This window comes from Streptomyces sp. RerS4 (genome assembly GCF_023515955.1).
GTDB lineage: Bacteria > Actinomycetota > Actinomycetes > Streptomycetales > Streptomycetaceae > Streptomyces.
The window spans coordinates 4,040,558-4,066,459 of sequence record NZ_CP097322.1 but is presented as its reverse complement, the minus strand read 5'-3'; the positions used below and the strand labels follow the sequence as shown (position 1 = coordinate 4,066,459).

At 73.7% G+C, this 25,902-nt stretch carries 21 protein-coding genes and 1 pseudogene; 12 read left to right on the top strand and 10 right to left on the bottom strand.

What is annotated here, in order from left to right:
- Positions 1-138: 138 nt before the first annotated feature.
- Both M4D82_RS34320 and M4D82_RS18875 read right to left on the bottom strand, forming a co-directional pair.
- A pseudogene (locus tag M4D82_RS34320) lies at positions 139-1,518 on the bottom strand (acyclic terpene utilization AtuA family protein); the annotation flags it as partial.
- Between the two features lie 68 nt (positions 1,519-1,586).
- Entirely contained in the window at positions 1,587-2,390 is an 804-nt protein-coding gene (locus tag M4D82_RS18875) for a TIGR03084 family metal-binding protein (protein ID WP_249767163.1), read from the bottom strand.
- Between the two features lie 380 nt (positions 2,391-2,770).
- Here M4D82_RS18875 and M4D82_RS18870 point away from each other — a divergent pair, with 380 nt between their 5' ends.
- Positions 2,771-4,417, top strand: a complete 1,647-nt coding sequence (locus tag M4D82_RS18870; protein ID WP_249767162.1) for an alpha/beta fold hydrolase — start codon at positions 2,771-2,773, stop codon at positions 4,415-4,417.
- Between the two features lie 15 nt (positions 4,418-4,432).
- Here M4D82_RS18870 and M4D82_RS18865 read toward each other — a convergent pair whose 3' ends face one another.
- Complete coding sequence (locus tag M4D82_RS18865; protein ID WP_249767161.1) at positions 4,433-5,395, bottom strand: EamA family transporter; 963 nt, start codon at positions 5,393-5,395, stop codon at positions 4,433-4,435.
- A 177-nt stretch (positions 5,396-5,572) separates the two neighbouring features.
- On the opposite strand from M4D82_RS18865, the gene serC reads away from it, so the two are divergent.
- Both serC and M4D82_RS18855 read left to right on the top strand, forming a co-directional pair.
- Positions 5,573-6,691 carry a phosphoserine transaminase gene (gene serC / locus M4D82_RS18860; protein ID WP_249767160.1) on the top strand — a complete coding sequence of 373 codons (1,119 nt, stop codon included), beginning with the start codon at positions 5,573-5,575 and terminating at the stop codon, positions 6,689-6,691.
- Between the two features lie 204 nt (positions 6,692-6,895).
- On the top strand, positions 6,896-10,009 hold the full coding sequence (locus M4D82_RS18855; RefSeq protein WP_249767159.1) for a sacsin N-terminal ATP-binding-like domain-containing protein: 3,114 nt from the start codon (positions 6,896-6,898) through the stop codon (positions 10,007-10,009).
- A 12-nt stretch (positions 10,010-10,021) separates the two neighbouring features.
- Here the strand turns inward: M4D82_RS18855 and M4D82_RS18850 are convergent, their stop codons facing one another.
- The 4 genes from M4D82_RS18850 to M4D82_RS18835 form a co-directional block, all read right to left on the bottom strand.
- On the bottom strand, positions 10,022-10,465 hold the full coding sequence (locus M4D82_RS18850; RefSeq protein WP_249767158.1) for a PIN domain-containing protein: 444 nt from the start codon (positions 10,463-10,465) through the stop codon (positions 10,022-10,024).
- Positions 10,462-10,785 (bottom strand): ribbon-helix-helix domain-containing protein, encoded by a 324-nt coding sequence (locus M4D82_RS18845; protein ID WP_249767157.1) that lies wholly within the window; start codon positions 10,783-10,785, stop codon positions 10,462-10,464. Before M4D82_RS18845 ends, M4D82_RS18850 begins: the two co-directional genes overlap by 4 nt.
- A 68-nt stretch (positions 10,786-10,853) precedes the next feature.
- The gene (locus tag M4D82_RS18840) at positions 10,854-13,310 is read right to left on the bottom strand and encodes a cation-translocating P-type ATPase (RefSeq protein ID WP_249767156.1); all 2,457 of its coding nucleotides are present in this window, start codon (positions 13,308-13,310) and stop codon (positions 10,854-10,856) included.
- A gap of 99 nt (positions 13,311-13,409) precedes the next feature.
- On the bottom strand, positions 13,410-13,754 hold the full coding sequence (locus tag M4D82_RS18835; protein ID WP_249767155.1) for a DUF2530 domain-containing protein: 345 nt from the start codon (positions 13,752-13,754) through the stop codon (positions 13,410-13,412).
- 174 nt (positions 13,755-13,928) lie between these two features.
- On the opposite strand from M4D82_RS18835, the gene M4D82_RS18830 reads away from it, so the two are divergent.
- The gene (locus tag M4D82_RS18830; protein WP_249771938.1) at positions 13,929-15,317 is read left to right on the top strand and encodes an NCS2 family permease; all 1,389 of its coding nucleotides are present in this window, start codon (positions 13,929-13,931) and stop codon (positions 15,315-15,317) included.
- Between the two features lie 24 nt (positions 15,318-15,341).
- Here M4D82_RS18830 and M4D82_RS18825 read toward each other — a convergent pair whose 3' ends face one another.
- Positions 15,342-15,524 (bottom strand): BrnA antitoxin family protein, encoded by a 183-nt coding sequence (locus tag M4D82_RS18825; RefSeq protein ID WP_249767154.1) that lies wholly within the window; start codon positions 15,522-15,524, stop codon positions 15,342-15,344.
- A 129-nt stretch (positions 15,525-15,653) separates the two neighbouring features.
- Between M4D82_RS18825 and M4D82_RS18820 the strand changes: the two genes are divergently transcribed.
- The 6 genes from M4D82_RS18820 to M4D82_RS18795 all read left to right on the top strand — a co-directional run bounded on the left by M4D82_RS18820 (position 15,654) and on the right by M4D82_RS18795 (position 21,196).
- A complete protein-coding gene (locus M4D82_RS18820) occupies positions 15,654-16,091 on the top strand; it encodes a MarR family winged helix-turn-helix transcriptional regulator (protein WP_249767153.1) in 438 nt (145 codons plus the stop codon).
- A 26-nt stretch (positions 16,092-16,117) separates the two neighbouring features.
- Complete coding sequence (locus M4D82_RS18815) at positions 16,118-17,464, top strand: MFS transporter (protein ID WP_249767152.1); 1,347 nt, start codon at positions 16,118-16,120, stop codon at positions 17,462-17,464.
- Between the two features lie 227 nt (positions 17,465-17,691).
- Positions 17,692-18,255, top strand: coding sequence for an RNA 2',3'-cyclic phosphodiesterase (gene thpR, locus M4D82_RS18810; protein WP_249767151.1), 564 nt, complete (start codon positions 17,692-17,694; stop codon positions 18,253-18,255).
- 257 nt (positions 18,256-18,512) lie between these two features.
- Positions 18,513-19,373, top strand: coding sequence for a dimethylargininase (ddaH, locus tag M4D82_RS18805; protein WP_349637076.1), 861 nt, complete (start codon positions 18,513-18,515; stop codon positions 19,371-19,373).
- Between the two features lie 34 nt (positions 19,374-19,407).
- Positions 19,408-19,938 carry a YbaK/EbsC family protein gene (locus M4D82_RS18800; protein ID WP_249767150.1) on the top strand — a complete coding sequence of 177 codons (531 nt, stop codon included), beginning with the start codon at positions 19,408-19,410 and terminating at the stop codon, positions 19,936-19,938.
- 268 nt (positions 19,939-20,206) lie between these two features.
- Positions 20,207-21,196 carry an aldo/keto reductase gene (locus M4D82_RS18795; RefSeq protein ID WP_249767149.1) on the top strand — a complete coding sequence of 330 codons (990 nt, stop codon included), beginning with the start codon at positions 20,207-20,209 and terminating at the stop codon, positions 21,194-21,196.
- Between the two features lie 54 nt (positions 21,197-21,250).
- On the opposite strand, the gene M4D82_RS18790 is transcribed toward M4D82_RS18795, so the two are convergent.
- Positions 21,251-21,946: a GDSL-type esterase/lipase family protein gene (locus tag M4D82_RS18790; protein ID WP_249767148.1), complete on the bottom strand. Its 696-nt coding sequence runs from the start codon at positions 21,944-21,946 to the stop codon at positions 21,251-21,253.
- Positions 21,947-22,046: 100 nt separating this feature from the next.
- Here M4D82_RS18790 and M4D82_RS18785 point away from each other — a divergent pair, with 100 nt between their 5' ends.
- Positions 22,047-23,072: a WD40 repeat domain-containing protein gene (locus tag M4D82_RS18785; protein ID WP_249767147.1), complete on the top strand. Its 1,026-nt coding sequence runs from the start codon at positions 22,047-22,049 to the stop codon at positions 23,070-23,072.
- A gap of 153 nt (positions 23,073-23,225) precedes the next feature.
- On the opposite strand, the gene M4D82_RS18780 is transcribed toward M4D82_RS18785, so the two are convergent.
- On the bottom strand, positions 23,226-24,149 hold the full coding sequence (locus M4D82_RS18780; RefSeq protein ID WP_249767146.1) for a DUF3027 domain-containing protein: 924 nt from the start codon (positions 24,147-24,149) through the stop codon (positions 23,226-23,228).
- Between the two features lie 358 nt (positions 24,150-24,507).
- Here M4D82_RS18780 and M4D82_RS18775 point away from each other — a divergent pair, with 358 nt between their 5' ends.
- Positions 24,508-25,887, top strand: coding sequence for an MFS transporter (locus M4D82_RS18775; protein WP_502988955.1), 1,380 nt, complete (start codon positions 24,508-24,510; stop codon positions 25,885-25,887).
- The last annotated feature ends 15 nt before the right edge of the window (positions 25,888-25,902 follow it).

Sequence of the window (25,902 nt, the reverse complement as noted above, 5' to 3'; positions counted from 1 at the left end):
CGGGCTCGGCCCCGCCGGCTCCTGTGGCCCGGGCGCGGGCTCGGCCCCGCGGGCTCCGGTGACGCCGGGCGGCGGCTCGGCCCTGCGGGGCTCTCCCCCGCCCCGCCCCTTCCCGAAGCCGGGGATTGCGGCCCCGGGCCCCGCTCCGGGGGCTCCGCCCCGAACCCCCTGGCGCCGTCCCGGCGCCCCCGCCCCCCAACCCCGCGCCTCAAACGCCGGCGAGGCTGAAGGAACCCCGGGTTCCGGCGGGGCGGGCGCGTCCGGCGTCGCCGAAACCCCCAGCCCCGCCGGGGCCGAGCCCCGGGGAAAGGGCGCGGGGATCCGGAGGCGGGTGCCGTCGGGGAGGGCGGCGGTGTGGGGGACGGTCGTCGCCGGGGTCGTGGTGGAGGTGAAGACGCCGTACGGGGACGCGGGGCCCGGCGGGGTCGTCACGTGGAAGCCCGGGTAGCTGGCCAGGGCCAACTCCACCGCCGCCGACGTCAGGGGGCGACCCACCCGGTCCGGGGACGGGTCGCGGGCCACCAGCCGCAGCAGCGCGGCGGCCTCCTCCTCCGTGTCGGCGTCGGCGTGGTCCGTCCGGGCCAGCGTCCAGGCGTGGGAGGCGACCCCCTCCAGCGGCGCGGCCATCTGCTCCCGCACCAGCGCGGCTTTCGCCTCGATGTCCAGCCCCGTCAGGACGAAGACGACCTCGTTGCGCCAGCCCCCGATCCGGGTGACACCCACCTTGAGGGTGTCCGGCGGCGCCTCCCCCCGCACCCCGCTGATCCGGACCCGGTCCGCCCCCTCGGCGGCCAGCCGCACCGTGTCGAGACGGGCCGTCACGTCGGGGCCGAGGTAGCGCACGCCCTGCGTCTCGTACAGCAGTTGGGCGGTGACGGTGCCCGGGGTGACGACGCCGCCCGTTCCCGGATGCTTCGTGATGACCGCCGAGCCGTCCTCGTGGATCTCCGCGAGCGGAAAGCCGGGCCGCCGGACGTCGTGGGCGGTGAAGAACGCGTAGTTGCCGCCGGTGGCCTGCGTCCCGCACTCCAGCACGTGCCCGGCGACCACCGCCCCCGCCAGCCGGTCGTACTCCTCGGGCCCCCAGTCGAACCACCACGCGGCCGGCCCGCTCACCAGCGCCGCGTCCGTGACCCGGCCGGTGACGACCACGTCCGCGCCCGCCCGCAGGCAGGCCGTGATCCCGGCGCCGCCCAGGTACGCGTTGGCGGTCAGCGCCCCCTCCGCCCACGGCATGAGGTCGTCGCCCTCCACGTGGGCCACCGCCACCGCGATGCCCGCCTTCGCGGCGAGTTCCCGTACGGCGGTGGCGAGTCCCGCCGGATTGAGCCCGCCCGCGTTCGTGACGATCCGTACGCCCCGCTCGTGCGCGAGCCCCAGCGCCTCCTCCAACTGCCGCAGGAACGTCTTCGCGTAGCCGAGTTCCGGATTCCTCAGCCGGTCGCGGCCGAGGATGAGCAGGGTGAGTTCGGCGAGGTAGTCGCCGGTCAGCACGTCCAGCGGCCCGTCGGTCAGCATCTCGCGCAGCGCCCCGAACCGGTCCCCGTAGAAGCCGGACGCGTTGCCCACGCGCAGCGGCCGGCGGCTCACCGCGCACCGCCCGCCGGGGCGCGCCCCGGCCCGGCGGGCCCCGCGAAGGCCTGCGCGATGTCCAGCCAACGGTTGGCGTCGGGGCCGGTCGCGGTCAGCGCGAGGTCGGCCCGGTGGGCCCTACGGGTGACCAGCAGGCAGAAATCGAGGGCGGGCCCGGCCACGCGCTGGTCGGCGTCCGGGGGCCCGTACGCCCACAGCCCGGAGCCGTCGGGCGCGTCGAGCTCCACGCGGAACTCCCCTGCGGGCGGCGTCAGTCCGCGCATGGCGTACGCGTAGTCGCGGGTCCGCGCCCCGATCCGCGCGACGTGCCGCAGCCGGGCGGTGGGGGCGCGGCGCACGCCGAGGGCGTCGGCGACGTCCTGGCCGTGTGCCCAGGTCTCCATGAGGCGGGCGCTCGCCATCGAGGCGGCCTTCATCGGGGGCCCGTACCAGGGGAAGCGGACGTCGGGCGGGGCCGCGGCGAGCGCCGCGTCGAGCGCGGCCCGGCCGGCCCGCCACCGCGCCAGCAGCTCGGGCGGGGCGAGGCGCGCGCCTTCCTCGGCGCCCTCGTCGACGAAGCTGTCGGGCGCCTTCAGGGCCACCGCGACCATCTCGGCGAAGCCCTCGGCGTCGGTGAGGGAGAGCAGCGCGGCCCGGTCGGTCCAGTGCAGGTGGGCGATCTGGTGGGCGATGCTCCACCCGCTCGCGGGGGTGGGAAGGGCCCAGTCGGGGCCGGCCAACGGCCCGACCAGGAGGTCGAGGTCGAGGCTCTCGTCCCGGAGGTCGGCGAAGACGGCGACGGCTGACGGATCGGGCACGGCGGTGCTCCCCTCTCGGCGTGAGGGGAAGCGTGGCAGGGGTCCTGGAAACAATCAAGCACGCTTGCATGATTTTTCGCCGCTTCGCGCCAGTCCGGGCGGACGCGCCCTCGGGCCGCATGCGCGGGGCGGCGCCCCGTCCCCCCAGCGAGGCGACGGCGCACGACCGGCGGAGTGGACGGAGGGGACGGGGCGGATCCGGCCGTCCGCGCCGAAGCCGCCGGAAGCCGCCGCCGGCCGCGCCGATACTGGCCCCGCGCGCAGCCCGAGCCCGAGCCCGAGCCCGCGCCCCATCCGCACCCGCATCGCCATCAGCACCCGCACCCGCACCCGCACCGCCATCCGAACACGTCCGTGCCGACCGACGACGAGGATGACCAGTGAGCCACTCCAACTCCACGCACCCGACCGAGCCGCCCCCCGGCGGCCCCGCCCTCCCGCTCCTCCCCGCCGGCCCCCTCACCGCGTTCGCCGACGCCCTGGAGCGCGGCGGCGACCTCGCCGGGCTGCCGGGCGACCTCGCCGCCGTGGCCGAGGCGGCGCGGGAGGTGGCCGTCTTCAGCCGCGAGCACGTCACGGGCGCCGGCGGCGACCGCCTCGACGCCGCGCTGTGGCGGCACACCGACTCCCGGCCGCGCCCGGTGGTGGTGCTGCCCGCGCCGTGGACCGACCTCGGCCGGCTCGCGTACGCCGTCCAGGGCGCGCTGCTCGCGGCGCGCGGCTACGACGTGCTGGCCTACAGCCCGCGCGGTTTCGGGGCCTCCGAGGGCCTGGCCGACTTCGCGGGGCCGCTCGACGTGACCGACGCCCGGCAGGCCCTGGACCACCTGACCGGGCGGGCGGCGGGACCCGTCACCGGCGCGGGGTTCCTCGGGTTCTCGTACGGCGCCGGCATCGCGCAGCTCGCCGCCGCGCACGACGCCCGGGTGGGCGCGGTGGCCGCCCTCGCCGGCTGGAGCGACCTGGACGCGGTGTTCTACGAGAACCGCACGCGCCGCACCGCCGCCGCGCGGACCTTCCTCACCGGCGCGGTGCGGGCCCGCCTGTCGGCCCGGACCGAACGCGCCCTGGAGAACGTCCTGACCGGCCGGGATCCGGCGGCCACCCGGCGCTGGGCGGAGCGGCGTTCGGCCCTCACCCACCTCAAGGAGTTCGACCGGCACCGGGTGGCGGTGTTCCTCGCGCAGTCCTGGCGGGACCCGCTCTTCCCCGTCAATCAGACCCTGCGGTTCTTCGAGGAGCTGACGGGCCCCAAGCGGCTCGACCTCACGGCCGACCGGCCCCCGCTCGACGGAACGCCGGGGCTGCTGGGGCGGCCCGAGCGGCCCTGGACGGACGCGCACCGCTGGTTCGACCACCACCTGCGCGGCGTCGACAACGGCATCGACGCCGAGGGCGGGGTGGTCGGCGAGGTGAGCGGCACCGGACGCCTGGAACACCGCCCCGGGTGGCCCACGTTCACCGGCCCGCTCCACCGCCTGTACCTGACGGGCTCCGGGGAACTGGCCGCCGGACCCGACCCGGGCTGGTCGGCGCCCGTCCTGTGCGGGGTCGACGCCCCGCACCCGGCGACCGCCGACCTGGCGACACCCCCCGCCCACCGCCGCCGGCCCGACCCGCGCCCCGGAACCGGACCGGCGGGGGCCACCTGGGTCTCCGCACCGCTGACGCGGACCGCCCGACTGCGCGGCGCCCCGCGCCTGCGCGTCACCTACCGGGCCGCGAACCCCGGCTCCAGCTTCGTCGCCCGTCTGCTGGACCTGGCCCCGGACGGCTCGACGCGACCGCTCACGCAGGCCCCGTACAGCGACCTCGACTCGCCGCCGGACAGTCTCGTCGTCGCGGACCTCACCCTCCAGGCCGTCGCCCACGACATCCCGCGCGGGCACCGCCTGCTGCTGGTGCTGGCCACCCGCGACCCCTTCCACGCCGACGCGAACCTGCCCCGCGCCACGCTGGCCTTCACCTCCCCCGAGCCGACCCCGTCCTGCCTGGACCTGCCGGTCGACCCGTGGAGCACCGACTAGGGGGTGTCTTTCGGATCAGGCCGGCTTGCCGGTCTGGGAGCGGACCGCGCCCATGCTGGCCGCGATGACCAGGGCGATGGCGAGCGCGTCGAGCGCCGTCATCGCCTGGTTCAGGATCAGGAAGCCGGCGGTCGCCGCGATGGCCGGTTCCAGGCTCATCAGGATCGCGAAGGTCGGCGCCGGCATCCGGCGCAGGGCGAGCAGCTCCAACGTGTACGGCAGTACGGACGACAGCAGCGCCACCCCGAGGCCGAGCGCCAGCGTGCTCGGCACCACCAGGGCGGAGCCCGCCTCGGCCAGGCCCAGCGGCAGGGAGATCACGGCCGCGACGGCCATCGCCAGCGCGAGGCCGTCCGCCTGCGGGAAGCGGCGGCCCGTACGGGCGCTGAAGACGATGTACGCCGCCCACATGGCGCCCGCGCCGACGGCGTACGCCGCTCCCACCGGGTCGAGGCCGCCGAAGCCCGCCCCGCCACCGTGGCCGGCGAGCAGCGCCACGCCGCCGAGGGCCAGGCCGGCCCACAGCAGGTTCACCAGGCGCCGCGAGACGACCACGGACAGGACCAGCGGGCCGAGGACCTCCAGGGTCACGGCGGGGCCGAGCGGGATGCGGTCGATGGCCTGGTAGAAGAGGCCGTTCATGCCCGCCATGGCCACGCCGAACGCGATCACCGTGCCCCAGTCCGCACGGGTGTGGCCGCGCAGCCGGGGTCGGCACAGGAGCAGCAGCACCAGCGCGGCGGCCGCGAGGCGCAGGCCGACCACGCCCGCCGCCCCCACCCGGGGCATGACCATGACCGCGAGGGCGGAGCCGAACTGCACCGAGACGCCGGCGGAGACCACGAGCGCGACCGGTCCGAACCGCGTCCGGGCCGAAACGGCCGGGGCGGCTGAGACAGCAGAGGCAGCAGAGGCGGCAGAGGCGTCCGTGGACGGGGGCGCGGGGGAGGTCGTCGGGGACGCGGAGGGGACGGGCATGAATCCAGCCTAAGGGGCATGTAAGGGCCATGCCGCCGTGTTTTGCCTTACATCGACCCAGGCTTCATCGAACCGACACGCCCCGCACCCCGAGCCGCGCCATCCGTCCGTCCCCCATCCGTCTCATCCGCTGGACGCCCGTGAGAAGCCCGCCGCGCGACCCGATACGCTCCGCTCGTGGCCGAGATCCAGATTCCCGCTGACATCAAGCCCGCCGACGGACGCTTCGGCGCGGGCCCCTCCAAGGTGCGGACCGAGGCGCTGGACGCCCTCGCCGCCACCGGTACCTCCCTGCTCGGAACCTCCCACCGCCAGGCCCCGGTCAAGAACCTGGTCGGCTCGGTGCGCCAGGGGCTCCGGGACCTCTTCTCCCTCCCCGAGGGCTACGAGGTGATCCTGGGCAACGGCGGCTCCACCGCCTTCTGGGACATCGCGACCGCCGGCCTCATCGAGCGGAAGTCGCAGCACCTCACCTTCGGCGAGTTCTCCTCCAAGTTCGCCAAGGCCGCGAAGCTCGCGCCGTGGCTGGACGAGCCCTCGGTGATCTCCTCCGAGCCGGGCACGCACCCCGAGCCGGTGGCCGAGGCGGGCGTGGACGTGTACGCGTACACGCACAACGAGACCTCGACGGGCGTCGCGGCGCCGATCAAGCGCGTCGCGGGCGCGGACGCCGGGTCCCTCGTTCTGGTGGACGCGACCTCCGGCGCCGGCGGTCTGCCGGTGGACATCACGGAGACCGACGTCTACTACTTCGCCCCGCAGAAGTCCTTCGCCTCCGAGGGCGGCCTGTGGCTGGCGGCGTTCTCCCCGGCGGCCCTGGAGCGCGCGGCCCGCGTGCACGCGTCCGGCCGGCACATCCCGGAGTTCTTCTCGCTGCCGACGGCGATCGACAACTCGCTGAAGAACCAGACGTACAACACCCCGGCGCTCGCCACCCTCTTCCTGCTGAACCAGCAGCTGGAGTGGATGAACGGCCAGGGCGGCCTGGAGTTCACCACCGGCCGTACGGCGGCCAGCGCGCGCCACCTGTACGGCTGGGCCGAGGCCTCGAAGTACGCGAGCCCGTTCGTCCAGGACGCCGACAAGCGCTCGGCGGTCATCGGCACGATCGACTTCTCGGACGACATCGACGCCGCCGCCGTCGCCAAGGTGCTGCGCGCCAACGGCATCGTGGACACCGAGCCGTACCGCAAGCTCGGCCGCAACCAGCTGCGCGTCGCGATGTTCCCGGCGATCGACCCGGCGGACGTGCAGGCGCTGACCGCGTGCGTCGACTACGTGATCGAGCAGCTCTGACGGACACCGTCCCGACGGGCTGTCGCACCTGTACGGAGCCCCCGGCGCCATCCGGCCGCCGGGGGCTCCGGCGCGTCCGGGTGGGGCGTCGGGTCGGCGGTGATCGCGGCCCTGGCCGTCGTCGTGTCCACGCACGCGATACCTTCAAGGCGTTCGGGGCGCGCGCAGGAGGCCCCGAGCCCGGCACAACTTGGAGGCAGCGGCGTGAGCGTGCGAGTGACGGCGGCCCAGAGCGGCGTGGACCCCTTCGGCACGGCCCGGCTGCGGCGCGGGGTGCTCGACGCGTGGGGTTCGGGACCGGCCCGCTTCCGGGAGGACGCCAACGCCGAGGAGGATCTGGCGCTCGGCGGCTACCGCGACCGGCTGGTGGTCGAGTTGGCGCAGAACGCCGCCGACGCCGCCGCCCGCGCCGGCATGCCCGGCCGGCTGCGCCTGACGCTGCACGCCGCCGAGGGCGGCCACGCGGTGCTCGCCGCCGCCAACACCGGGGCCCCGCTCGACGCGACGGGCGTCGAGTCGCTGTCCACCCTGCGCGCCTCCGCGAAGCGGGAGAACGACCAGGGCGCCGTCGGCCGCTTCGGCGTCGGCTTCGCGGCCGTCCTGGCCGTCTCCGACGAGCCCGCCGTCCTCGGCCGGCACGGCGGCGTCCGTTGGTCCCTCGCCGAGGCCCGCGAGCTGGCCCGCGCCGCAGCCGTGGGCAGCCCCGGCCTCGGGGACGAGCTGCGCCGCCGCGACGGCCACGTCCCGCTGCTGCGACTGCCGTTGCCCGCCGAGGGCACCGCCCCCGAGGGCTACGACACCGTCGTGGTCCTCCCGCTGCGCGACGCCGCCGCCGAGGACCTGGCGGAACGGCTGCTGGACGGCGTGGACGACGCCCTGCTGCTGACGCTGCCCGGCCTGCGCGAGGTCGTCGTGGAGACCCCGGCGAGCGGCTCCCGGACCCTTTACCGGCGCACGGAGGGCCCGTACACCGTCATCGAGGACTCCGCCTCCGGCACCCACCGCTGGCGCACCGTCCGCCACACCGGGGCCATCGCCCCCGCGCTGCTCGCGGACCGGCCCGTCGAGGAACGCCTGCGTCCCACCTGGACCGTCACCTGGGCGGCGCCCGTGGACGTCGAGGGCGCCCCCGTATACCCGAGCACCGCGCCCGTCGTGCACGCGCCGACCCCCACCGACGAGCCCCTCGGCATCCCCGCCCTGCTCATCGCCTCGCTGCCGCTGGACACCTCGCGGCGCCACCCCGCGCCGGGGCCGCTGACCGACTTCCTGATCGAGCGCGCGGCCGACGCGTACGCCGAACTCCTCGGCGCCTGGGACCCGGTGACCACCGCCCTGATCGACCTGGTGCCCGGCCCGCTCGGCAAGGGCGAACTCGACGGGGCCCTGCGCGGCGCCGTGCTGCGCCGCCTGCCCCGCATCGGCTTCCTCGCGCCGGCCGCCCCGTCCGAGGAGCAGACGCGGCTGCGCCCCTTCGAGGCCGAGGTGGTGGAGGGCGCGGGCGCCGACACCGTACGGGTCCTCGCGGAGGTCCTGCCGACGCTGCTGCCCGCCGGGCTGGAGCGTCGCCCCGAGCTGCGCACCCTCGGCGTCGGCCGGCTGCCGCTGGGCGAGGCCATCGAGCGGATCGCGGGCATCGAGCGCACCCCCGAGTGGTGGCACCGGCTGTACGACACCCTCGCCGGGGTCGACCCCGACCGGCTGTCCGGGCTGCCGGTGCCGCTGGCCGACGGCCGCACCACCATCGGCCCCCGGCACGTCCTGCTGCCCTACGCCGACACCCCGGCGAGCCTGGCCCGGCTCGGCCTGAAGGTGGCCCATCCGGAGGCCGCGCACCCGCTGCTGGAGAAGCTCGGCGCGCTGCCCGCCACCGCGCGGGCCGTCCTGACGACCCCGCAGGTGCGGGCGGCCGTCGCCGGCTCCCTGGACGCGGGCGAGGTCTGGGACGAGGACGCGGACACCCTCGACGCCGACGAGCTGGCCGACGTCGTCCTGGGCCTGGTCCGCGACGCGAACCTGGCCCCCGGCGACGAACCGTGGCTGGGCGCGCTCGCCCTGCCCGACGAGGACGGCGAGCTGAGCCCGGCCGGTGAACTGCTGCTGGCCGGCAGTCCGTTGGCGTCCGTCCTGCGCGAGGACGAGATCCCGCACCTGGACGCCGAGCTGGCCGCCCGCTGGGACGCGGACACCCTCGCCGCCTGCGGGGTCCTCACCACCTTCCAGCTGGTCCGCGCCACCGACGTGGTCCTCGACCCGGACGAACTGGAGCCCCGCGACGGCGACTTCGCCGAGCCGGACGACGTGGGCCTGCTGGACGCGGTCGACGTCTGGTGCGAGGACCTCCTCGACCAGCTGCCCGACACCCCCCTGCCGCCGGTGGCGACCGAGGTGGTCGCCGTCCGCGACCTCGACCTCGTCGACGACGACCGCTGGCCGCAGGCCCTCGCGATGCTCGCGCAGCCCCCGCTGCGCGACGCCCTGACCCAGCCCGTGCGCGTCCTCCTCCCGGACGGCACCACGCAGTCGGTGCGCCCGTACACCGCCTGGTGGCTGCGCGACCACCCGGTGCTCGACGGCCGCCGCCCCGCCGGACTGCGGGCCGCCGGCGGGGATCCGCTGCTGGAGGGCCTCTACACCCCGGCGGACGCCACGGGCTTCGAGGACGCGCAGGTCCTGCACGCCCTGGGCGTACGCACCACCGTGGCCGCCCTCCTGGACGAGCCCGGCGGCGCGGCCGAGCTGCTGGGCCGACTCGCCGACCCGGACCGCGAGGTGACGGCCCGCCGCCTGCACGGCCTGTACGGGGCGCTGGCCGAGCTGGACCCCGAGCAGGTCACCCTCCCGGACGAGCTGCGGGCGGTGGTGGACGGCGAGGTGGTCGTGGTGGACGCGGCCGAGGCGGTGGTGGCCGACGCCCCGGACCTGCTGCCCCTCACCGCAGGCCTGCCGCTCCTGCCCGTGGCCCCGTCCCGCGCGGCGGACCTGGCCGACCTGCTCCAGGTCCGCCGCCTGTCGGACACCGTCCCGGCGGAGGTGACGACCCCGGGCGAGGAGCACGAGGTCCCGGAGTCCGTACGGATCCTGCTGGGCCCCTCGACGCCGCCGACGTACCTGGAGCACGAGGAACTGGTGGCCGGCGGCGTCGAACTGGACTGGCGCCTCACCCCGGACGGCACCCTCCACGCCGCCACCCTGGAAGGCGTTGCCGCCGGCCTCGCCTGGTCGACCGCCCAATGGCCCCGCCGCTTCGAGGTCGCCGCCCTCCTGGAAGACCCCTCCCGCACCGCCGAACTGGCCCGCGACCGCTGGTTCGATTAGAACCGCCTCGAATCAGATCGGGTCGACCCGGATGCGATGGCCGTCGAGGAGTTTGCGCAGGTCGTCGGTGTCGGAGGTGAGGACGGCGACGTCTGTCCGGGGCTGCGCGAAGCGGATCGCGACGGCCGCGAGGACCGCGTCGATCGCGTACTTGTGGCCGTGCAGGCCGGCGCGGGTCAGCAGCTCACGGGCCGCCGTGAGGATGCGGTCATCGGTGTGTACGACTTCGATGCGCGACAGGGTCCATTCCCAGGCCTTGCCCTGTCTGCCGTCGCGCGGGTCCCAGGCCTCCAGGACGGTGAGCGCCGAGGTGACGACGTGGATGCCGTGGTGGGCGGCGGCCTTCACGAACAGGGCCACGGTCTCGTCGCCGCGCGAGGCCTTGGACAGGGCCTCGCAGTCGAACACGAAGACGCGGCGGCGCGAGGGGAGCGTCCGCGGGGGTCGAGGAGTCATGCGGCACGCTCCTGCGGGAGTTCCGGCTCCGCCACGGCCTCCTCTCTGGCTTCGGTTCTGGTGGCGTACTCCCCGACGCGCATCGCGTCGTGCCACGCGTCCATCGCCGCGATGCGGTCGAGCACGGCGTCGTACGCCTCCTCGGAGTAGGGGCCGAACTCCTCCTCCAGCATTCCGGAGAGCTCCGCGAGCTTGTCCGCCGCGATCCGGTTCTCGACCGCCTCGGTCACGAAAGCGGAGACGCCGCGTGCGTCCACCCGCTCTTTGATGTACTCGATGACGTCTTCGGGCAAGGTGATCGTCACCTTCTTGGTTGCCATATATCGAGTATGACTACCTGGCGAGACCGCTGTCATCACCCACAAGGCTCAATCCGCGCCCCCACCCCCTACGCCGGGAAGCGCCGGTCCACCCAGCGGAAGGTGAGTTCGATCAGGGCCGCGGCGGTGGCCGCGAGAGCGACCGCGATCCACGGCATCGTGACGCCCTCCAGCTTGAGCTGGAAGAAGTCCTGGAGCCACGGGACGACGAGGACGATCAGGAACGCCGCGCCCATCGCGCCGACCAGCCCCACGCGCCACCACGTGTACGGGCGGGCGATGATCGCGAGGACCCACATCGAGGCGAGGAACAGGGTGAGCGTCGCCGCGCTGGTCTCGGACTTCAGGGCGTCCGGGCCGGCGTAGTGGGCGCGGGCGATCAGGTACGAGGCGAAGGTGGCGACGGCGGCGACGGCCCCGCCGGGGATGGCGTAGCGCATGACCCGTTTCACGAAGTGCGGCCGGGCCCGCTCCTTGTTCGGGGCGAGGGCGAGGAAGAAGGCCGGGACGCCGATGGTGAGCGTGGACAACAGCGTCAGGTGCCTCGGCAGGAACGGGTACTCGACCTGCGAGCACACCACCAGGATCGCCAGGAGCACCGAGTAGACCGTCTTGGTGAGGAAGAGCGTCGCGACGCGCGTGATGTTGCCGATGACGCGGCGGCCCTCGGCGACCACCGACGGCAGGGTGGCGAAGCTGTTGTCGAGGAGGACGATCTGCGCGACGGCGCGGGTGGCCTCGGAGCCGGAGCCCATGGCGACGCCGATGTCGGCGTCCTTGAGGGCGAGGACGTCGTTGACGCCGTCGCCGGTCATGGCGACGGTGTGGCCGTTGGACTGGAGGGCGGCGACCATGTCCCGCTTCTGCTGCGGGGTGACGCGGCCGAAGACGGCGTTCGCGTCGAGGGTCGCCGCCATCTCGGGCTTCTCGGTGGGCAGCCGGCGCGCGTCGACGGTGTGCTGGGCGCCGGGCAGCCCGAGCTTGCCGGCGACCGCGCCCACGGAGACGGCGTTGTCGCCGGAGATGACCTTGGCCTTGACGTCCTGGTCCTCGAAGTAGCGCAGCGTGTCGGCGGCGTCGGGGCGCAGGCGCTGTTCCAGGACGACGAGGGCGGTGGGCTTGACGCCGCCGGCCACGGCCGGGTCGTCGAGCTCGCGGGTGGAACGGGCGAGCAGCAGGACCCGTAGCCCCTGTTCGTTGAGGGTGTTGATCTCCTCCAGAGCGGGGTCCCCGGCGGGCAGGAGCACGTCGGGGGCGCCCAGCAGCCAGGTGTTGTTCTCACCGTCGCCCTCGCTGAAGCTGGCGCCGCTGTACTTGCGGGCGGAGGAGAACGGCAGGGACTCGGTGCAACGCCATTCGGCGCTGTCGGGGTAGGCGTCGATGATGGCCTGGAGGCTGGCGTTGGGCCGGGGGTCGGATTCGCCGAGGGCGCCGAGGACCTTCTGCACGTAGGCGGGGTCCGCGCCGCCGAGGGGGCGCAGTTCGGTGACGTCCATGCCGCCCTCGGTGAGGGTGCCGGTCTTGTCGAGGCAGACGACGTCGACGCGGGCGAGGCCCTCGATGGCGGGCAGTTCCTGGACGAGGCACTGTTTGCGGCCGAGCCGGATGACGCCGATGGCGAAGGCGACGGAGGTGAGCAGGACGAGGCCCTCGGGGATCATCGGGACGATGCCGCCGACCGTGCGGGCGATGGAGTCCTTGAGGTTGGTGTCCTTGACGACGAGCTGGCTGATGATCAGGCCGATGGAGGTCGGGACCATCATCCAGGTGACGTACTTGAGGATGGTGGAGATGCCGGAGCGCAGCTCGGAGTGGACGAGCGTGAAGCGGGACGCCTCTTCGGCGAGCTGGGCGGCGTAGGCCTCGCGGCCGACCTTGGTGGCGGTGAAGGCGCCGCCGCCGGCGACGACGAAGGACCCGGACAGGACGGGGTCCCCGGGCCTCTTCAGCACGGGGTCGGCCTCGCCGGTGAGCAGGGACTCGTCGATCTCCAGGCCGTCGGCCTCGCCGACGGAGCCGTCGACGACGACCTTGTCGCCGGGGCCGAGTTCGATGACGTCGCCGAGGACGATCTCGGAGGTGGAGATCTCGGCGGTGGTGCCGTCGCGGCGCACGCTCGGTTTGGCCTCGCCGATGAGGGCCAGGCCGTCGAGGGTCTTCTTGGCGCGCAGCTCCTGGATGATGCCGATGCCGGTGTTGGCGAGGATCACGAAGCCGAAGAGGCTGTCCTGGATGGGCGCGACGATCAGCATGATCACCCACAGGACGCCGATGATCGCGTTGAAGCGGGTGAAGACGTTCGCGCGGACGATGTCGGTGGTGGAGCGCGAGGAGCGGACGGGGACGTCGTTGACCTCGCCGCGCGCGACGCGTTCGGCGACCTCGGCGGTGCTGAGACCGGCCGACCTGAAGCGGGGGGCGGGCGGCCGCACGGGGTGGACGGGGTCGAGCTCGGCGCCCGCGTCGATGGCGGCGCCGCCGGGCCGCTCAGGCCCGTCATGGTCGATCTTCGCCCGCTGCGTCATGCTTCCGACGGTAAAGGGCGTTCGAACGCTTCACCCGTCGAGCGGTCGGAAGATCCGACTTCAGGATGAGCGCAATCGTCCCCCGGTAGGGGATCGGAATCAGGCCGTGCCACCCTCGCCCGAGGCCGTGTTCGGTGCGTGCGGTGCGTGCGGTGCGTGCGGGGCGTTGGGGGCGTTCGAGGAGTTCGCCGCCGCCCGCTCCGCCGCGTGCCGCTGGAGCGCCGCCTCACGACCGCGGACGTACCAGATGCCGATCAGGCCGAGACCGCCGCCGGCCGCGCAGGTCCACAGCCACCACAGCAGCTCCCGATCCGCGAACCACCCGTAGAACGGCAGCTGGACGACGAACAGGGCGAACCAGAGGATCGTGCCGCCGATGATGGTGGCGACAACCGGGCCCTCCAGGGGCTCGGGCGCCTCGTGCTGAGCAGTCCACTTCGCCATGGACCCAGTCTAGGTGGCGCGAAATGGGGTCTACGCGCGGAGATGGACGGTCGCTCGTTCGTTTGTTCATACTGAAACGGTTTGCCTACGACCGGATTCGTTCGTACGAACCACTAATCGACCAGTTTGAGGACCGCATGAGCACCTCGGCACCCGCCGCGGCCCCCACCACCCCTGGACCGTTTCTTCAAGATCTCCGAGCGCGGTTCCACCGTGGCCCGCGAGGTCCGCGGGGGCTTCGCGACCTTCTTCGCGATGGCCTACATCATCGTGCTGAACCCGATCATCCTCGGCAGCGCGAAGGACATGTACGGCCACCAGCTCGACGGCGGCCAGCTCGTCACCGCCACCGTCCTGACGGCCGCCTTCACCACCCTCCTCATGGGTGTCATCGGGAACGTGCCCATCGCCCTCGCCGCCGGCCTCGGCGTCAACACCGTCGTCGCGCTCCAGCTCGCCCCGCGCATGAGCTGGCCCGACGCCATGGGCATGGTCGTCCTCGCCGGCTTCGTGGTCATGCTGCTCGTCGCGACGGGCCTGCGCGAGCGGGTCATGAACGCCGTCCCGGCGGGCCTGCGCAAGGGCATCGCGATCGGCATCGGCCTGTTCATCATGCTCATCGGCCTGGTCGACTCCGGCTTCGTCTCCCGCATCCCCGACGCCGCCCACACCACCGTCCCGCTCCAGCTCGGCGGCACCGGCCACCTGGACGGCTGGCCCGTCCTGATCTTCGTGATCGGCGTCCTGCTCACGATCGCCCTGCTCATCCGCAAGGTTCCCGGCGCGATCCTGATCTCCATCGTCGTCATGACCCTGGCCGCGGTCCTCGTCCAGGCGCTCACCGACCTCCCCGACCTGGCCTGGGGCCTGACCGTCCCGCAGTGGCCCGGCAACCCGGTCGCCGCCCCCGACTTCGGGCTCGTCGGTCAGGTCAGCCTCTTCGGCGGCTTCGGCAAGGTCGGCCTGCTGACCGGCATCCTGTTCGTCTTCACCGTCCTGCTGTCCTGCTTCTTCGACGCCATGGGCACCATCCTCGGCGTCGGCGACGAGGCCAAGCTCATCGACAAGGACGGCAACTTCCCCGGGATCAACAAGGTGCTGCTCATCGACGGTCTGGCCGTCGCCTCCGGCGGCGCCACCTCGTCCTCGGCCACCACCTGCTTCGTGGAGTCCACGGCGGGCGTCGGCGAGGGCGCCCGTACGGGCCTGGCCAACGTGGTCACCGGCGGCCTCTTCGGCGTGGCGCTGTTCCTGACCCCGCTCGCCACGATGGTCCCCTCGCAGGCCGCCACCCCCGCCCTCGTGGCGGTCGGCTTCCTGATCCTGGCCGGCTCCGTCAAGGACATCGACTGGAGCGACTTCACCATCGCCGTCCCGGCCTTCCTGGCCATGGTGATGATGCCGTTCACCTACTCGATCACCAACGGCATCGGCATCGGCTTCATCAGCTTCAGCGCGCTGCGCCTGGCGACGGGCCGGGGCCGCGAGGTCCCGGCCGCCATGTACGTCGTCTCGGCGGTCTTCGTCTTCTACTACGCGATGCCGGCCCTCGGCCTCAGGTAGCGGATCCGCCCGGAGGAGTCGGCCTCACGTCAGGCCGTAGAACTTCTCCGTCTCGTCGACGGCGGCCTTGAACCGCTCGTCGAAATCGTCGCGAATGAGCGTCCGGACGACATAGTCCTGGACGCTCATTCCGCGTTTGGCGGCATGGTGGCGGAGCCGATCCAAGAGCTCCCCGTCTATGCGCATGCTCAGCACATGTGTCCCCATGCCCGAAAGGGTCGGGGCAGACGGTGCGGACGCGTGTCACTTTCCGCCGACGCCTCACCCGTACGAGTGACACCGGGGCCCAGCGGAACCCGGTGGTACTTAGGAAAAGTAATGAGTTACTCTAAAGACATGCCTGACCTTTCCCATGGCGACGACGCTGCCGCCGTGAACGATCTCCGCTCCGCCGTCATGCGGCTGGGCCGACGCCTGAAGCACCAGCGCGTCGACGAATCGCTGAGCCCGACCGAGATGTCGGTCCTCGGCACCCTCGCCCGCTGCGGCCAGGCCACCCCCGGTGAGCTGGCCCGTCGTGAGCACGTGCAGCCGCCCTCCATGACGCGCATCGTCGCGCTGCTGGAGGCCAAGGGCCTGGTCAGGCTGGAGCCGCACCCCGACGACCGCCGCCAGAAGGTGGTCAGCCAGACGGAGGTGGCCGAGGCGATGCTCGAAGAGAGCCGTCGCAAGCGCAACGCCTTCCTGGCCGGGCTCGCGGCCGAGCTCACCGAGGACGAATGGGCCAAGCTCCGCGAGGCCGCTCCCGTCCTGGAGAAGCTCGCGCACCTGTAAGGAACGACGCCAGGAGGCGAACGCTTTTGAGTACGGGAACCGGAGCAGACTCCGCACCCGGCCATACATCCACCCCCACCACCCCCGTCGCGAAGGCGGGCCGCAACTCCATGTTCGGCTCGCTGCGGATCCGGAACTACCGGCTCTTCGCGACCGGCCAGGTCGTCTCGAACACGGGCACCTGGATGCAGCGCATCGCGCAGGACTGGCTGGTCCTCTCCCTGACCGGCTCCGCCTCTGCCGTGGGCATCACCATCGCCCTGCAGTTCCTGCCGATGCTGCTGTTCGGCCTCTACGGAGGCGTCCTCGCCGACCGGCTGCCCAAGCGGCCGTTGCTGATCGCCACGCAGAGCGCGATGGGCCTCACCGGCCTCGCGCTCGCCGTCCTCACCCTGGCCGGGCACGTCCAGGTGTGGCACGTCTACCTCGCGGCCTTCCTGCTGGGCCTGGTCACCGTCGTGGACAACCCGGCCCGGCAGACGTTCGTCTCCGAGATGGTCGGCCCCGCGCAGCTCGCCAACGCGGTCAGCCTGAACTCCGCCAACTTCCAGTCCGCGCGACTGGTCGGTCCGGCGATCGCCGGTGTCCTCATCACCGCCGTCGGATCCGGCTGGGCCTTCCTGCTGAACGGCCTGTCGTTCGCCGCGCCCGTCGCGGCACTGCTGCTGATGCGCACCCACGAGCTGCACCCCGTCACCCCGCGGCCGCGCGCCAAGGGACAGCTGCGGGAGGGACTGCGCTACGTCGCGGGCCGGCCCGAGCTGGTCTGGCCGATCGTGCTCGTCGGGTTCATCGGCACCTTCGGGTTCAACTTCCCGATCTGGCTGTCCGCCTTCGTCAGCGACGTCTTCCGCGGCGACGCCGGCACGTACGGGCTGTTCAACACGCTGATCGCGGCCGGCTCCCTGGTCGGCGCGCTGCTCGCGGCCCGGCGCGGCAACACCCGGCTGCGGCTGCTCGTCGCCGCCGCCGTGCTGTTCTCCGTCCTGCTGCTGACGACGGCGTTCGCACCCCGATTCTGGCTGTTCGCGGCGCTGCTCGTGCCCATCGGCGTGTTCGGGCTGACCGTGAACGTCGTGGCGAACTCCAGCGTCCAGACGGCCACCGACCCCGAGATGCGGGGCCGGGTCATGGCGCTGTTCATGATGGTCTTCACAGGCGGCACCCCCCTCGGCGCCCCGCTGGTCGGTTGGATCACCGACACCTACGGGGCCCGCGTCGGCATGGCCGCCGGCGGCGCGATCTCGCTGGCGGCGGCGCTCGCCGTCGGCCTGGTGCTGTCCCGCGTCGGCAACCTGAGCCTGCGCGTGAACCGCCACGGCGTCACGTTCGTCCCCTCCACCCGCCCCCGCGACCTCGCGACGGCGGCATAGCGGACGGCCCGCGACCGGCCCGGTGCCCGAGGGGGTGTCCGGCGGATCAGGGTCGGATAGGCCGCGGCGTCTGGTGCGGTGCATCGCAAGGCGCCGGAGCGTCTTGATAGCGGAGCTATCGGGACGTTTCGGCAACGCGGCGAGGCGCCGTGCCAGACGCCGCGGGTCCGGCCATGATCCGCCGGACACCCCCTCGGGCACCGGGCCGGCGGGCTATCGTCGGACCCATGAGGCTGTTCGCCGCCGTGCTGCCCCCGGCCGGGGCCCTCGGGGAGCTGCGCACCGCCCTCGCGGCCCTGCCGGCCGACGAGGGGCTGCGCTGGACCGGCGACGCCGGCCGCCACTTCACGCTCGCGTTCATGGGCGAGGTACGCGACGACGTACTGTCCGAGCTGTACGTCCGGCTCGCCCGCGCCGCCGCCCGCACCGCCCCCTTCCCCCTGCGCCTGCACGGCGTGGGCCACTTCGGCGCCCGCGCCCTGTGGGTCGGCGCCGCCGGCGACCTCGACGCCCTGCGGATGCTCGCCGAACGCGCCGACGCCGCCGCCCGCCGCGCCGGCGTCCCGATGGAACAGCACCGCCGCTACACCCCCCACGTCACCCTGGCCCGCGCCCGTACCGGGACCACGCCCGACCTGACCCCGTACCTCGACGCCCTCGCCGCCTTCGAGGGCACCCGCTGGCAGGTCGACACCCTCAGCCTGGTCCGCAGCAACCTGCCGACCAGCGGGATCCCGGGCGAGCGGCCGCGCTACGAGACCGTCGAGGCCTGGCCCCTCACCGGCCACTGACCGGCCACTGACCGGCCCCTCACCCGCCCCGCGGCCGGCCGCGGGCCGACGTTCGGGGACGGTTCACACGGGCGTCGCCCGTACTTCGTGGCGCGGAATCCGGATTCCGGTGAAACAGAAGCAGTAGAGGCGATCCCGGCATGCTCCCGGCGAGCACCCCGCTCTCCTCCGCCCGCTGACGCACCGCACGCACCACCGGCCGCCCGCCCCACCCCGCGGCGGCCTGGAGTCCCTCGACCACCCTTGAAGGAGTTCCCGTGCCGCTCACCGAGCCCGCCGTCACCACCACGGCCCCGGCCCCGGCCCCCCTGCGCGTCGCCACCCGACGCCGGCTGCTGATGTGCCGCCCGCGGCACTACGACGTCACGTACTCGATCAACCCGTGGATGCACCCGGAGAAGAGCACCGACACCGCCCTCGCCGTCCGCCAGTGGGAGCGGCTGCGCGACCTGTACCTCGAACTCGGCCACGTCGTGGAGGAGATCGACCCGATCGACGGCCTCCCCGACATGGTGTTCGCCGCCAACGGCGCCACCGTCGTCGACGGCAAGGTCTACGGAGCCCGCTTCCGCCACCTCCAGCGCACCGCCGAGGGGCCCGCGTACCTCGACTGGTTCGCCCGTCGGGGCCACACCGAACTGCTGTGGCCCGAGTACGTCAACGAGGGCGAGGGCGACATCCTCACCGTCGGCCGCCGGCTCCTGGCCGGCACCGGCTTCCGTACCGACCCGCGCTCGCACGCCGAGGCCCAGGAGTTCTTCGGGCTGCCCGTGACGAGCCTGACCCTCGTCGACCCGAACTACTACCACCTGGACACGGCCCTCGCCGTGCTCTCCGACGACGAGGTCATGTACTACCCGGCCGCCTTCTCCGAGGGCAGCCGATCGGTGCTCCGCACCCTGTTCCCCCACGCGATCCTCGCCACCGCCGAGGACGCGGCGGTCTTCGGGCTGAACGCCTTCTCCGACGGCCGCCACGTGCTGCTGCCGGACGCGGCGACCGGCCTGAAGGCCCAACTCAGCGCGCGCGGCTTCGAACCGATCGGAGTCGACCTCTCCGAGCTCCTCAAGGCGGGCGGCAGCGTCAAGTGCTGCACCCTGGAGCTGCGCGAGCGCTGAGTCACCGCCAACGAAGTTTCCCGAAAGGACCGTTGTGACCTCTGCGACCGCGATCGCGGACAGCTACGCCCGCCTGATCGACCTCCTGGCGGGCGCGGGAGCCGACTACCGGCTGCTGCGCCACGCCCCGGAGGGCCGGACCGAACTCGCCAGCCTGATCCGCGGCCACCGCCTCGAACAGGCGGCCAAGTGCATCGTCGTCAGGGTCGCGCTGGGGCGCAAGCGGCGCCGCTACGTGATCGCGGTGGTGCCCGGCCACCACCGCGTCGACCTCGACGCCGTACGGGACGAGTACGGCGGCACGAAGGCCTCCTTCGCGGTGCGCGAGGTCGCCGAGGAGCTGACGGGCTGTGTCAGCGGTTCGATCATGCCGGTCAGCTTCGACCCCTCGGTGGAGGTGGTGGTCGACCCGGCCCTGCTGGAACACGACGAGATCTGGTTCAACGCCGGCCGACTCGACGCGTCGGTGGCCCTGAGCACCGCGAGCTACGTCGCCCTGGCCCGGCCGCGCGCCGCCCGGATCGGCCTCGCGCCCGCGCTGGTCCCCGCGACCGCGACCGGCTGAGCCGGCCGGCGGGGCCTCCCGTTACCGGCGGGCGCCGCCGGGCATGACGCACGTCTCCCGGCCCTGGGCACGAGTGCCCGGGGCCGTCGCGTTAGTCTCGACTGGTGGACCCGAAGACCAGAAACCGTGTCATGGCCGGTGTGCTCGTGCTGATGTTCGTCGTCGTCGCCGTGGCGGCCGCCGTCGGCCAATAGCCGCCGCCCGTGAATCGAGGGCCGCGCGGGCGGCTCTTGCCTGGAGTGGACTCGAAGCAGTTGGCTTGGGTCCCATGAAGTACACGCAGCTCGGACGCACCGGACTCAAAGTCAGCCGACTCGTCCTCGGCACGATGAACTTCGGTCCGCAGACAGACGAACCGACCAGCCACGCCATCATGGACGCCGCCCTCGACGCGGGTCTGAACTTCGTGGACACGGCCAATGTGTACGGGTGGGGGGAGAACAAGGGCCGCACCGAGGAGATCATCGGTACCTGGTTCGCCCAGGGCGGCCGCCGGCGCGAGAAGACGGTCCTGGCCACCAAGGTCTACGGCTCCATGTCCCGCGAGGGTGACACCTGGCCGAACGAGGACCGGCTCTCGGCGCTGAACATCCGCCGGGCCGTCGAGGCCAGCCTCAAGCGGCTCCGGACCGACCACATCGACGTCTACCAGTTCCACCACATCGACCGCCAAACCCCCTTCGAGGAGATCTGGCAGGCCGTGGACGTGCTCGTCCAGCAGGGCAAGATCCTCTACGCGGGCTCCTCCAACTTCCCCGGCTACAAGATCGCCCAGGCCAACGAGACGGCCGCCCGGCGCGGGATGCTCGGCCTGGTCAGCGAGCAGTGCCTCTACAACCTCGCCGAGCGGCGGGCCGAGATGGAGGTCATCCCGGCGGCCCAGGACTACGGCCTCGGGGTCATCCCCTGGTCCCCGCTGCACGGAGGCGTGCTCGGCGGGGTCATCAAGAAGGAGGTCGAGGGGGGCCGCCGCGCCTCCGGCCGGGCGGCCGACGCGCTGGCCGACAGCACCGTACGGGCGCAGATCCAGGCGTACGAGGACCTGCTCGACAAGCACGGCCTGGAACCCGGCGAGACCGCCCTGGCCTGGCTGCTCACCCGGCCGGGCGTGACGGGCCCCATCGTCGGCCCGCGCACCGCCGAGCAGTTGGAGAGTGCCCTGCGCGCCCTGGAGCTGGAGCTGAGCGAGGAGGTGCTGACCGGGCTGGACGAGATCTTCCCCGGGCCGGGACCGTCCCCGGAGGCCTTCGCCTGGTGATCGGGTAGCCGTGCGCACGGTGGTCGCCGCCCCTCCGTCCCGGGCGCGGCCACCTCACGCGTCGTCGTGCGCGGGCCGGTAGGGGCCGCCGATGCCCCACGCCTGGTGCAGCACCGCCGCGAACTCGCCCGCCAGCCTGTGCTCACCGGAGGCGTTGGGGTGGGTGCCGTCGTAGGTGTCGCGGTGGATGTCGTACGCGTGCGGGCGGGCGGCGAGCAGGATCGGCGAGGCCTCGCCCGTCAGGTCGGCCACGGCCTTGGCGAGCAGGTCGTTGAACCGGTCCACCTCGGCCGCGAAGGGGGCGTCCTCCTCGGCGCGCACGTTCGGGATGACCGGCAGGAACACCATCCGCACGCCCGGCCGGGCCGCGCGGGCCGCCGCGACGAAGCGGTGGACGTTGGCGGCGGTCTGGTCGGCGTCGGTGTAGAAGCCGAGGTCGATCAGGCCGAGGGAGACGAGCAGGACGTCGGCGCGGGCCTCTTCGACGGCCGGGCCGATCAGCGGGGCCATGTGCTGCCAGCCCTCGCCCCAGCCGGCGAGGTGCCGGCGGGCGTGCGCGGGGAAGTCGGGGGCGGCGTAGTCGTGGCTGGTGGCGCCGTTGGTCGTGGCCTCGTAGAGGCCCGTGCGGGGGCCGACGATCCGGTGGGCGGGGCCCAGGGTGGAGTCGAGGTGTCGCCACATCCGGTAGCGCCAGGTGTAGTCGCCGGCGCGTCCGATGGTCATGGAGTCGCCGACGAACATGAAACGCATCCGGACATCATCGCGGATCACCCGCCGGGAGCCGCTGTGATGCCGGACACCCCGCGACGGCGGACACGGGACACCCCGCGCGGGCCGGCACGCTGGGGGGATGCGCCTGCTGCCCGTGTGGACCGTCCCCGCCGCCCTCCTGCCCGCCCTCGTCGTGGGCGCCCTCACACCGGCCACGGCCACGGCGGCGGAGAGCCCCGGCGCGTCCGGGTTCACCATCGCCGACCCGCGGATCAAGGAGTCGAGCGGGCTGACGGCGAGCCGGCTCCATCCGGGCGTGTACTGGACGCACAACGACAGCGACGACGGCCCGTACGTGTACGCCGTCGACTCCGCGACGGGCCGGACGGTGGCCCGCATCACCCTGACCGGGATCGGCACCCCGCGCGACGTGGAGGCCATCTCCCTGGGCCCGGACGGCCAGTTGTACGTCGGTGACATCGGCGACAACCGGGGCGGCACCTGGGACCACGTGTGGATCTACCGCTTCCCCGAGCCGAAGACCCTCGCCGACGCCACGGTCCGCGCCGAGCAGTTCACGGTGACGTACGCGGACGGGCCGCGCGACGCGGAGGCGCTGATGGTGCATCCGGTGACGGGCCGGGCGTACATCGCGAGCAAGGACGAGCGCGGCGGCGGCCTGTACGAGGGCCCCGAGCGGCTGTCGCCCGACGGGCGCAACGTGTTCCGCCGGATCGGGAACGTGCCCTGGGTGACGGACGGCGCCTTCTCCCCCGACGGGACGCACCTGACGCTGCGCGGCTACCTCACCGCCCGCACCTGGGCGTGGGCCGACGGCCGGATCCGGGGCGAGGGCGAGCGGGTGAACGCGCCCTTCCAGGGCCAGGCCGAGTCGATGACGTACACCCCGGACGGGCGGACGCTGCTGTTCGGGGCGGAGGGCGCGAACAGTCGGGTCGTGGCCGTGCCGGTCACCCCGGCCGGGCCCGACCCGTCCGGCTCCGCCCCCGCGCCGGCCCGCTCGGGCGCTCCCGCCCCGGCGGGCGGTGCTCCGGCGGGCGGGCAGGACGGCGGCGGCTACGGCAAGGGGGCCCTCGTCCTGGCCGCAGGCACCCTGCTGGTGCTCGGGGCGAAGCGGCTGCTGCGCCGCCGCCCGAAAGCCTGACGCACGCCACGCCCCTGCCCCGGAACCGAGCGGCGGGGACGTGCGTCCCAGCCCACGGACGCGCGTCCCCGGTGGACCGTCCCGTCCCGCGGGGAGTCCCTGCCGTTCACGGGGGTGACGGCAGGGGACCCGGGGCCCGTCCGGCGGGTGTGGTCAGGAGTGGCCGAGGTCCGCCGCCGGAAGGTCCGCCACCGGGACGGAACCGGTGTCGGCGGCCGGGCGGAGCGGGAACTCGTCCGTGGCCATCGAGTCGAGCACCGGCGGCGCCGGCCTCGGCGGCTTCGGCATGACGGCGGCCTCCGAATGGCCGCCGCACCCGTAGGAGAGCGACACCAGACGGCCGTCCGCCGGACTGAACTCGTTCGCGCAGACGCCGAAGGCCTGGCCCAGCGAGCCGCCGATCGCGACGAGGAAGCCGCACGACACGCAGGAGGCGGGCGCCGCCTGCGCCATCGGGGTCTTCGCGCCGAAGGACTCGTCCCACCGGTCGGCGGCCGTGTGCAGCCCGTAGCGGGACAGGACACGCGCGCGCCGCATGCCGAGCTCCTCGGCGACGGACGTGATGGAGCCGCGCGCGGGGACGACCACCCGGTCGGTGACGTCGGCGTCCTCCGCCTCGACCAGTTGCGCCATCTCGGCGGAGACGACCGAGTTCGGCGGCGGGGCGTCCTCGCCCGTCCAGCCCTGCTCCAGCCGCAGGTCGTCGGCGTCGGTGGGCAGCAGGTCACCCGGGCCCATGTCCCCGGGGCGCAGCCGCTCGCTCCACGGCACCCACTCGGGGGCGAGCAGCGCGTCGTCGCCGGGGAGCAGCACCGTTTCGTCGAGGGTGACGTTCTTGGCGCGGGAGGCGCGGGCCACGGTGACGGCCCAGCGCCAGCCCCGGTAGCCCGGTTCCTTGCACTCGAAGAAGTGCGTGACGACCCGGTCACCCTCGGACACGGCCGAGACGTGCTCGCCCACCACGCCGGGGTGGGCGGCCTCCTCGGCCGCCGCGCGGGCGAGCTCTACCGCCTCCACGCACAGCCGGTCGGGGGCGGGGGTACGCGGGGTACGGCTTCGCGTCGTCGCAGCACTCACAGGTCTCGTTCTCTCCTACGCCGTCTCACGAGTGCGCCGTCCGTACTGTCGTCCACAACGACCCGTCGGTCTCGTCCGTACGTAGCGCGGGCGGAGCGGACCAGAGGGCCGCGTCGACGTCCGCGCCCGATCGGCCTCGGGCACACCCCACTGAGATCCATTCTGCGGGATCCCGAAGAGGCGCGCGGCCAAGTGCAACCGCCGGTGGCGCGCTACGCACGCTACCTCCTTCGACGCCTCCGGCCCACATGCGAGGTCCGATTCGCGGACAAGGAACGACCCCGTCCGGGGCCGCGACGGGCCCGCCGGGCCCACGGGACATGCCGGGAACGGTCCGGGAGGGGTCCCGGTGGGCGCCGTGGGGCACTATGGCCACGTGGCACCCGTACGGTCGTCCGCCGACGGCTCGGGACCGGCCAGGCGGGCCGGCCGGGCTGTCGGACGTGCCCTGCACTTCCCGATCACCGGGCCGGCGCGGGGCATCCGCCGGGCCACGCACGCCCAGGGCGCCGGGGAATCGGGCCTGGGCCGGTTGATCGAACTGCACGCCATCAACGGCGCCGGCGATGTGATGATCACGGTGGCGTTGGCGTCGACGGTGTTCTTCTCCGTCCCCACCGACGAAGCACGCGGACGGGTGGCGCTCTACCTGGCCATCACCATGGCGCCCTTCACCCTGCTGGCCCCCGTGATCGGTCCGCTGTTGGACCGGTTGCCGCACGGGCGACGGGCGGCGATGGCCGGCGCGATGCTGACGCGGGCCCTGCTGGCGCTGACGATGTCGGGCGCGGTCGCCACGGGCGGCCTGGAGCTGTACCCGGCGGCGCTCGGCGTGCTCGTCGCCTCGAAGGCGTACGGGGTCGTACGCAGCGCCGTGGTGCCGAGGCTGCTGCCGCCGACGTTCTCCCTCGTGAAGGCGAACTCGCGGGTCACCCTGGCCGGCCTGCTCGCGACGGGCGCCGCCGCCCCGGTGGGGGCCGCGCTGCACACGATCGGACCGCCGTGGCCGCTGTACGGGGCCTGCGCGATCTTCGTGTGGGGGACCTTCGCGGCGTTCCAGCTGCCGCACAAGGTGGACGAGGCCAAGGGCGAGCGGCGGGCGCGGCTGTCCACGCACGAGGCGCACTCGAAGCGGCCCGGACTGCGGACGGTGAGCCGCTCGGTGCTGTGCGGGCTGCTGGCCAACGCGGCGATGCGCTCGCTGTCCGGGTTCCTGATCTTCTTCCTGGCGTTCCTGCTGCGCGAGCACCCGCTCGGCGGGCAGAGCGCGGCCGTGTCGCTGGGCATCGTCGGCGTCTCGGCGGGCGTCGGCAACGCCTGCGGGACGGCGGTGGGGGCGTGGCTGCGGGCCAGGGCGCCGGAGGCGATCGTCGCGGCGGTGCTGTCGCTGACGCTGACGGTGGCGATCGCGGCGACGCTGCTGTTCAGCGGGCTGGTCATGGCCGTCCTGGCGGGGACGGCCGGGTTCTGCCAGGCGCTGGCGAAGCTGTCGCTGGACGCGATGATCCAGCGGGACGTGCCCGAGGCGGTGCGGACGTCGGCGTTCGCCCGTTCGGAGACGCTGCTCCAGATGGCGTGGGTGCTGGGCGGCGCCATCGGCATCGCGCTGCCGCTGCACGGCGTCCTGGGCATGGCCGTCGCCGCCGCCCTGGTCGCCCTGGGCACGACGATGGCCCTGCGCGGCTTCCTCACCTCCCCCCGCCACCACCCGGGCCCCTCCCGGCCCCGGGTGGCGTAGGGGGTGTCTTTCGGA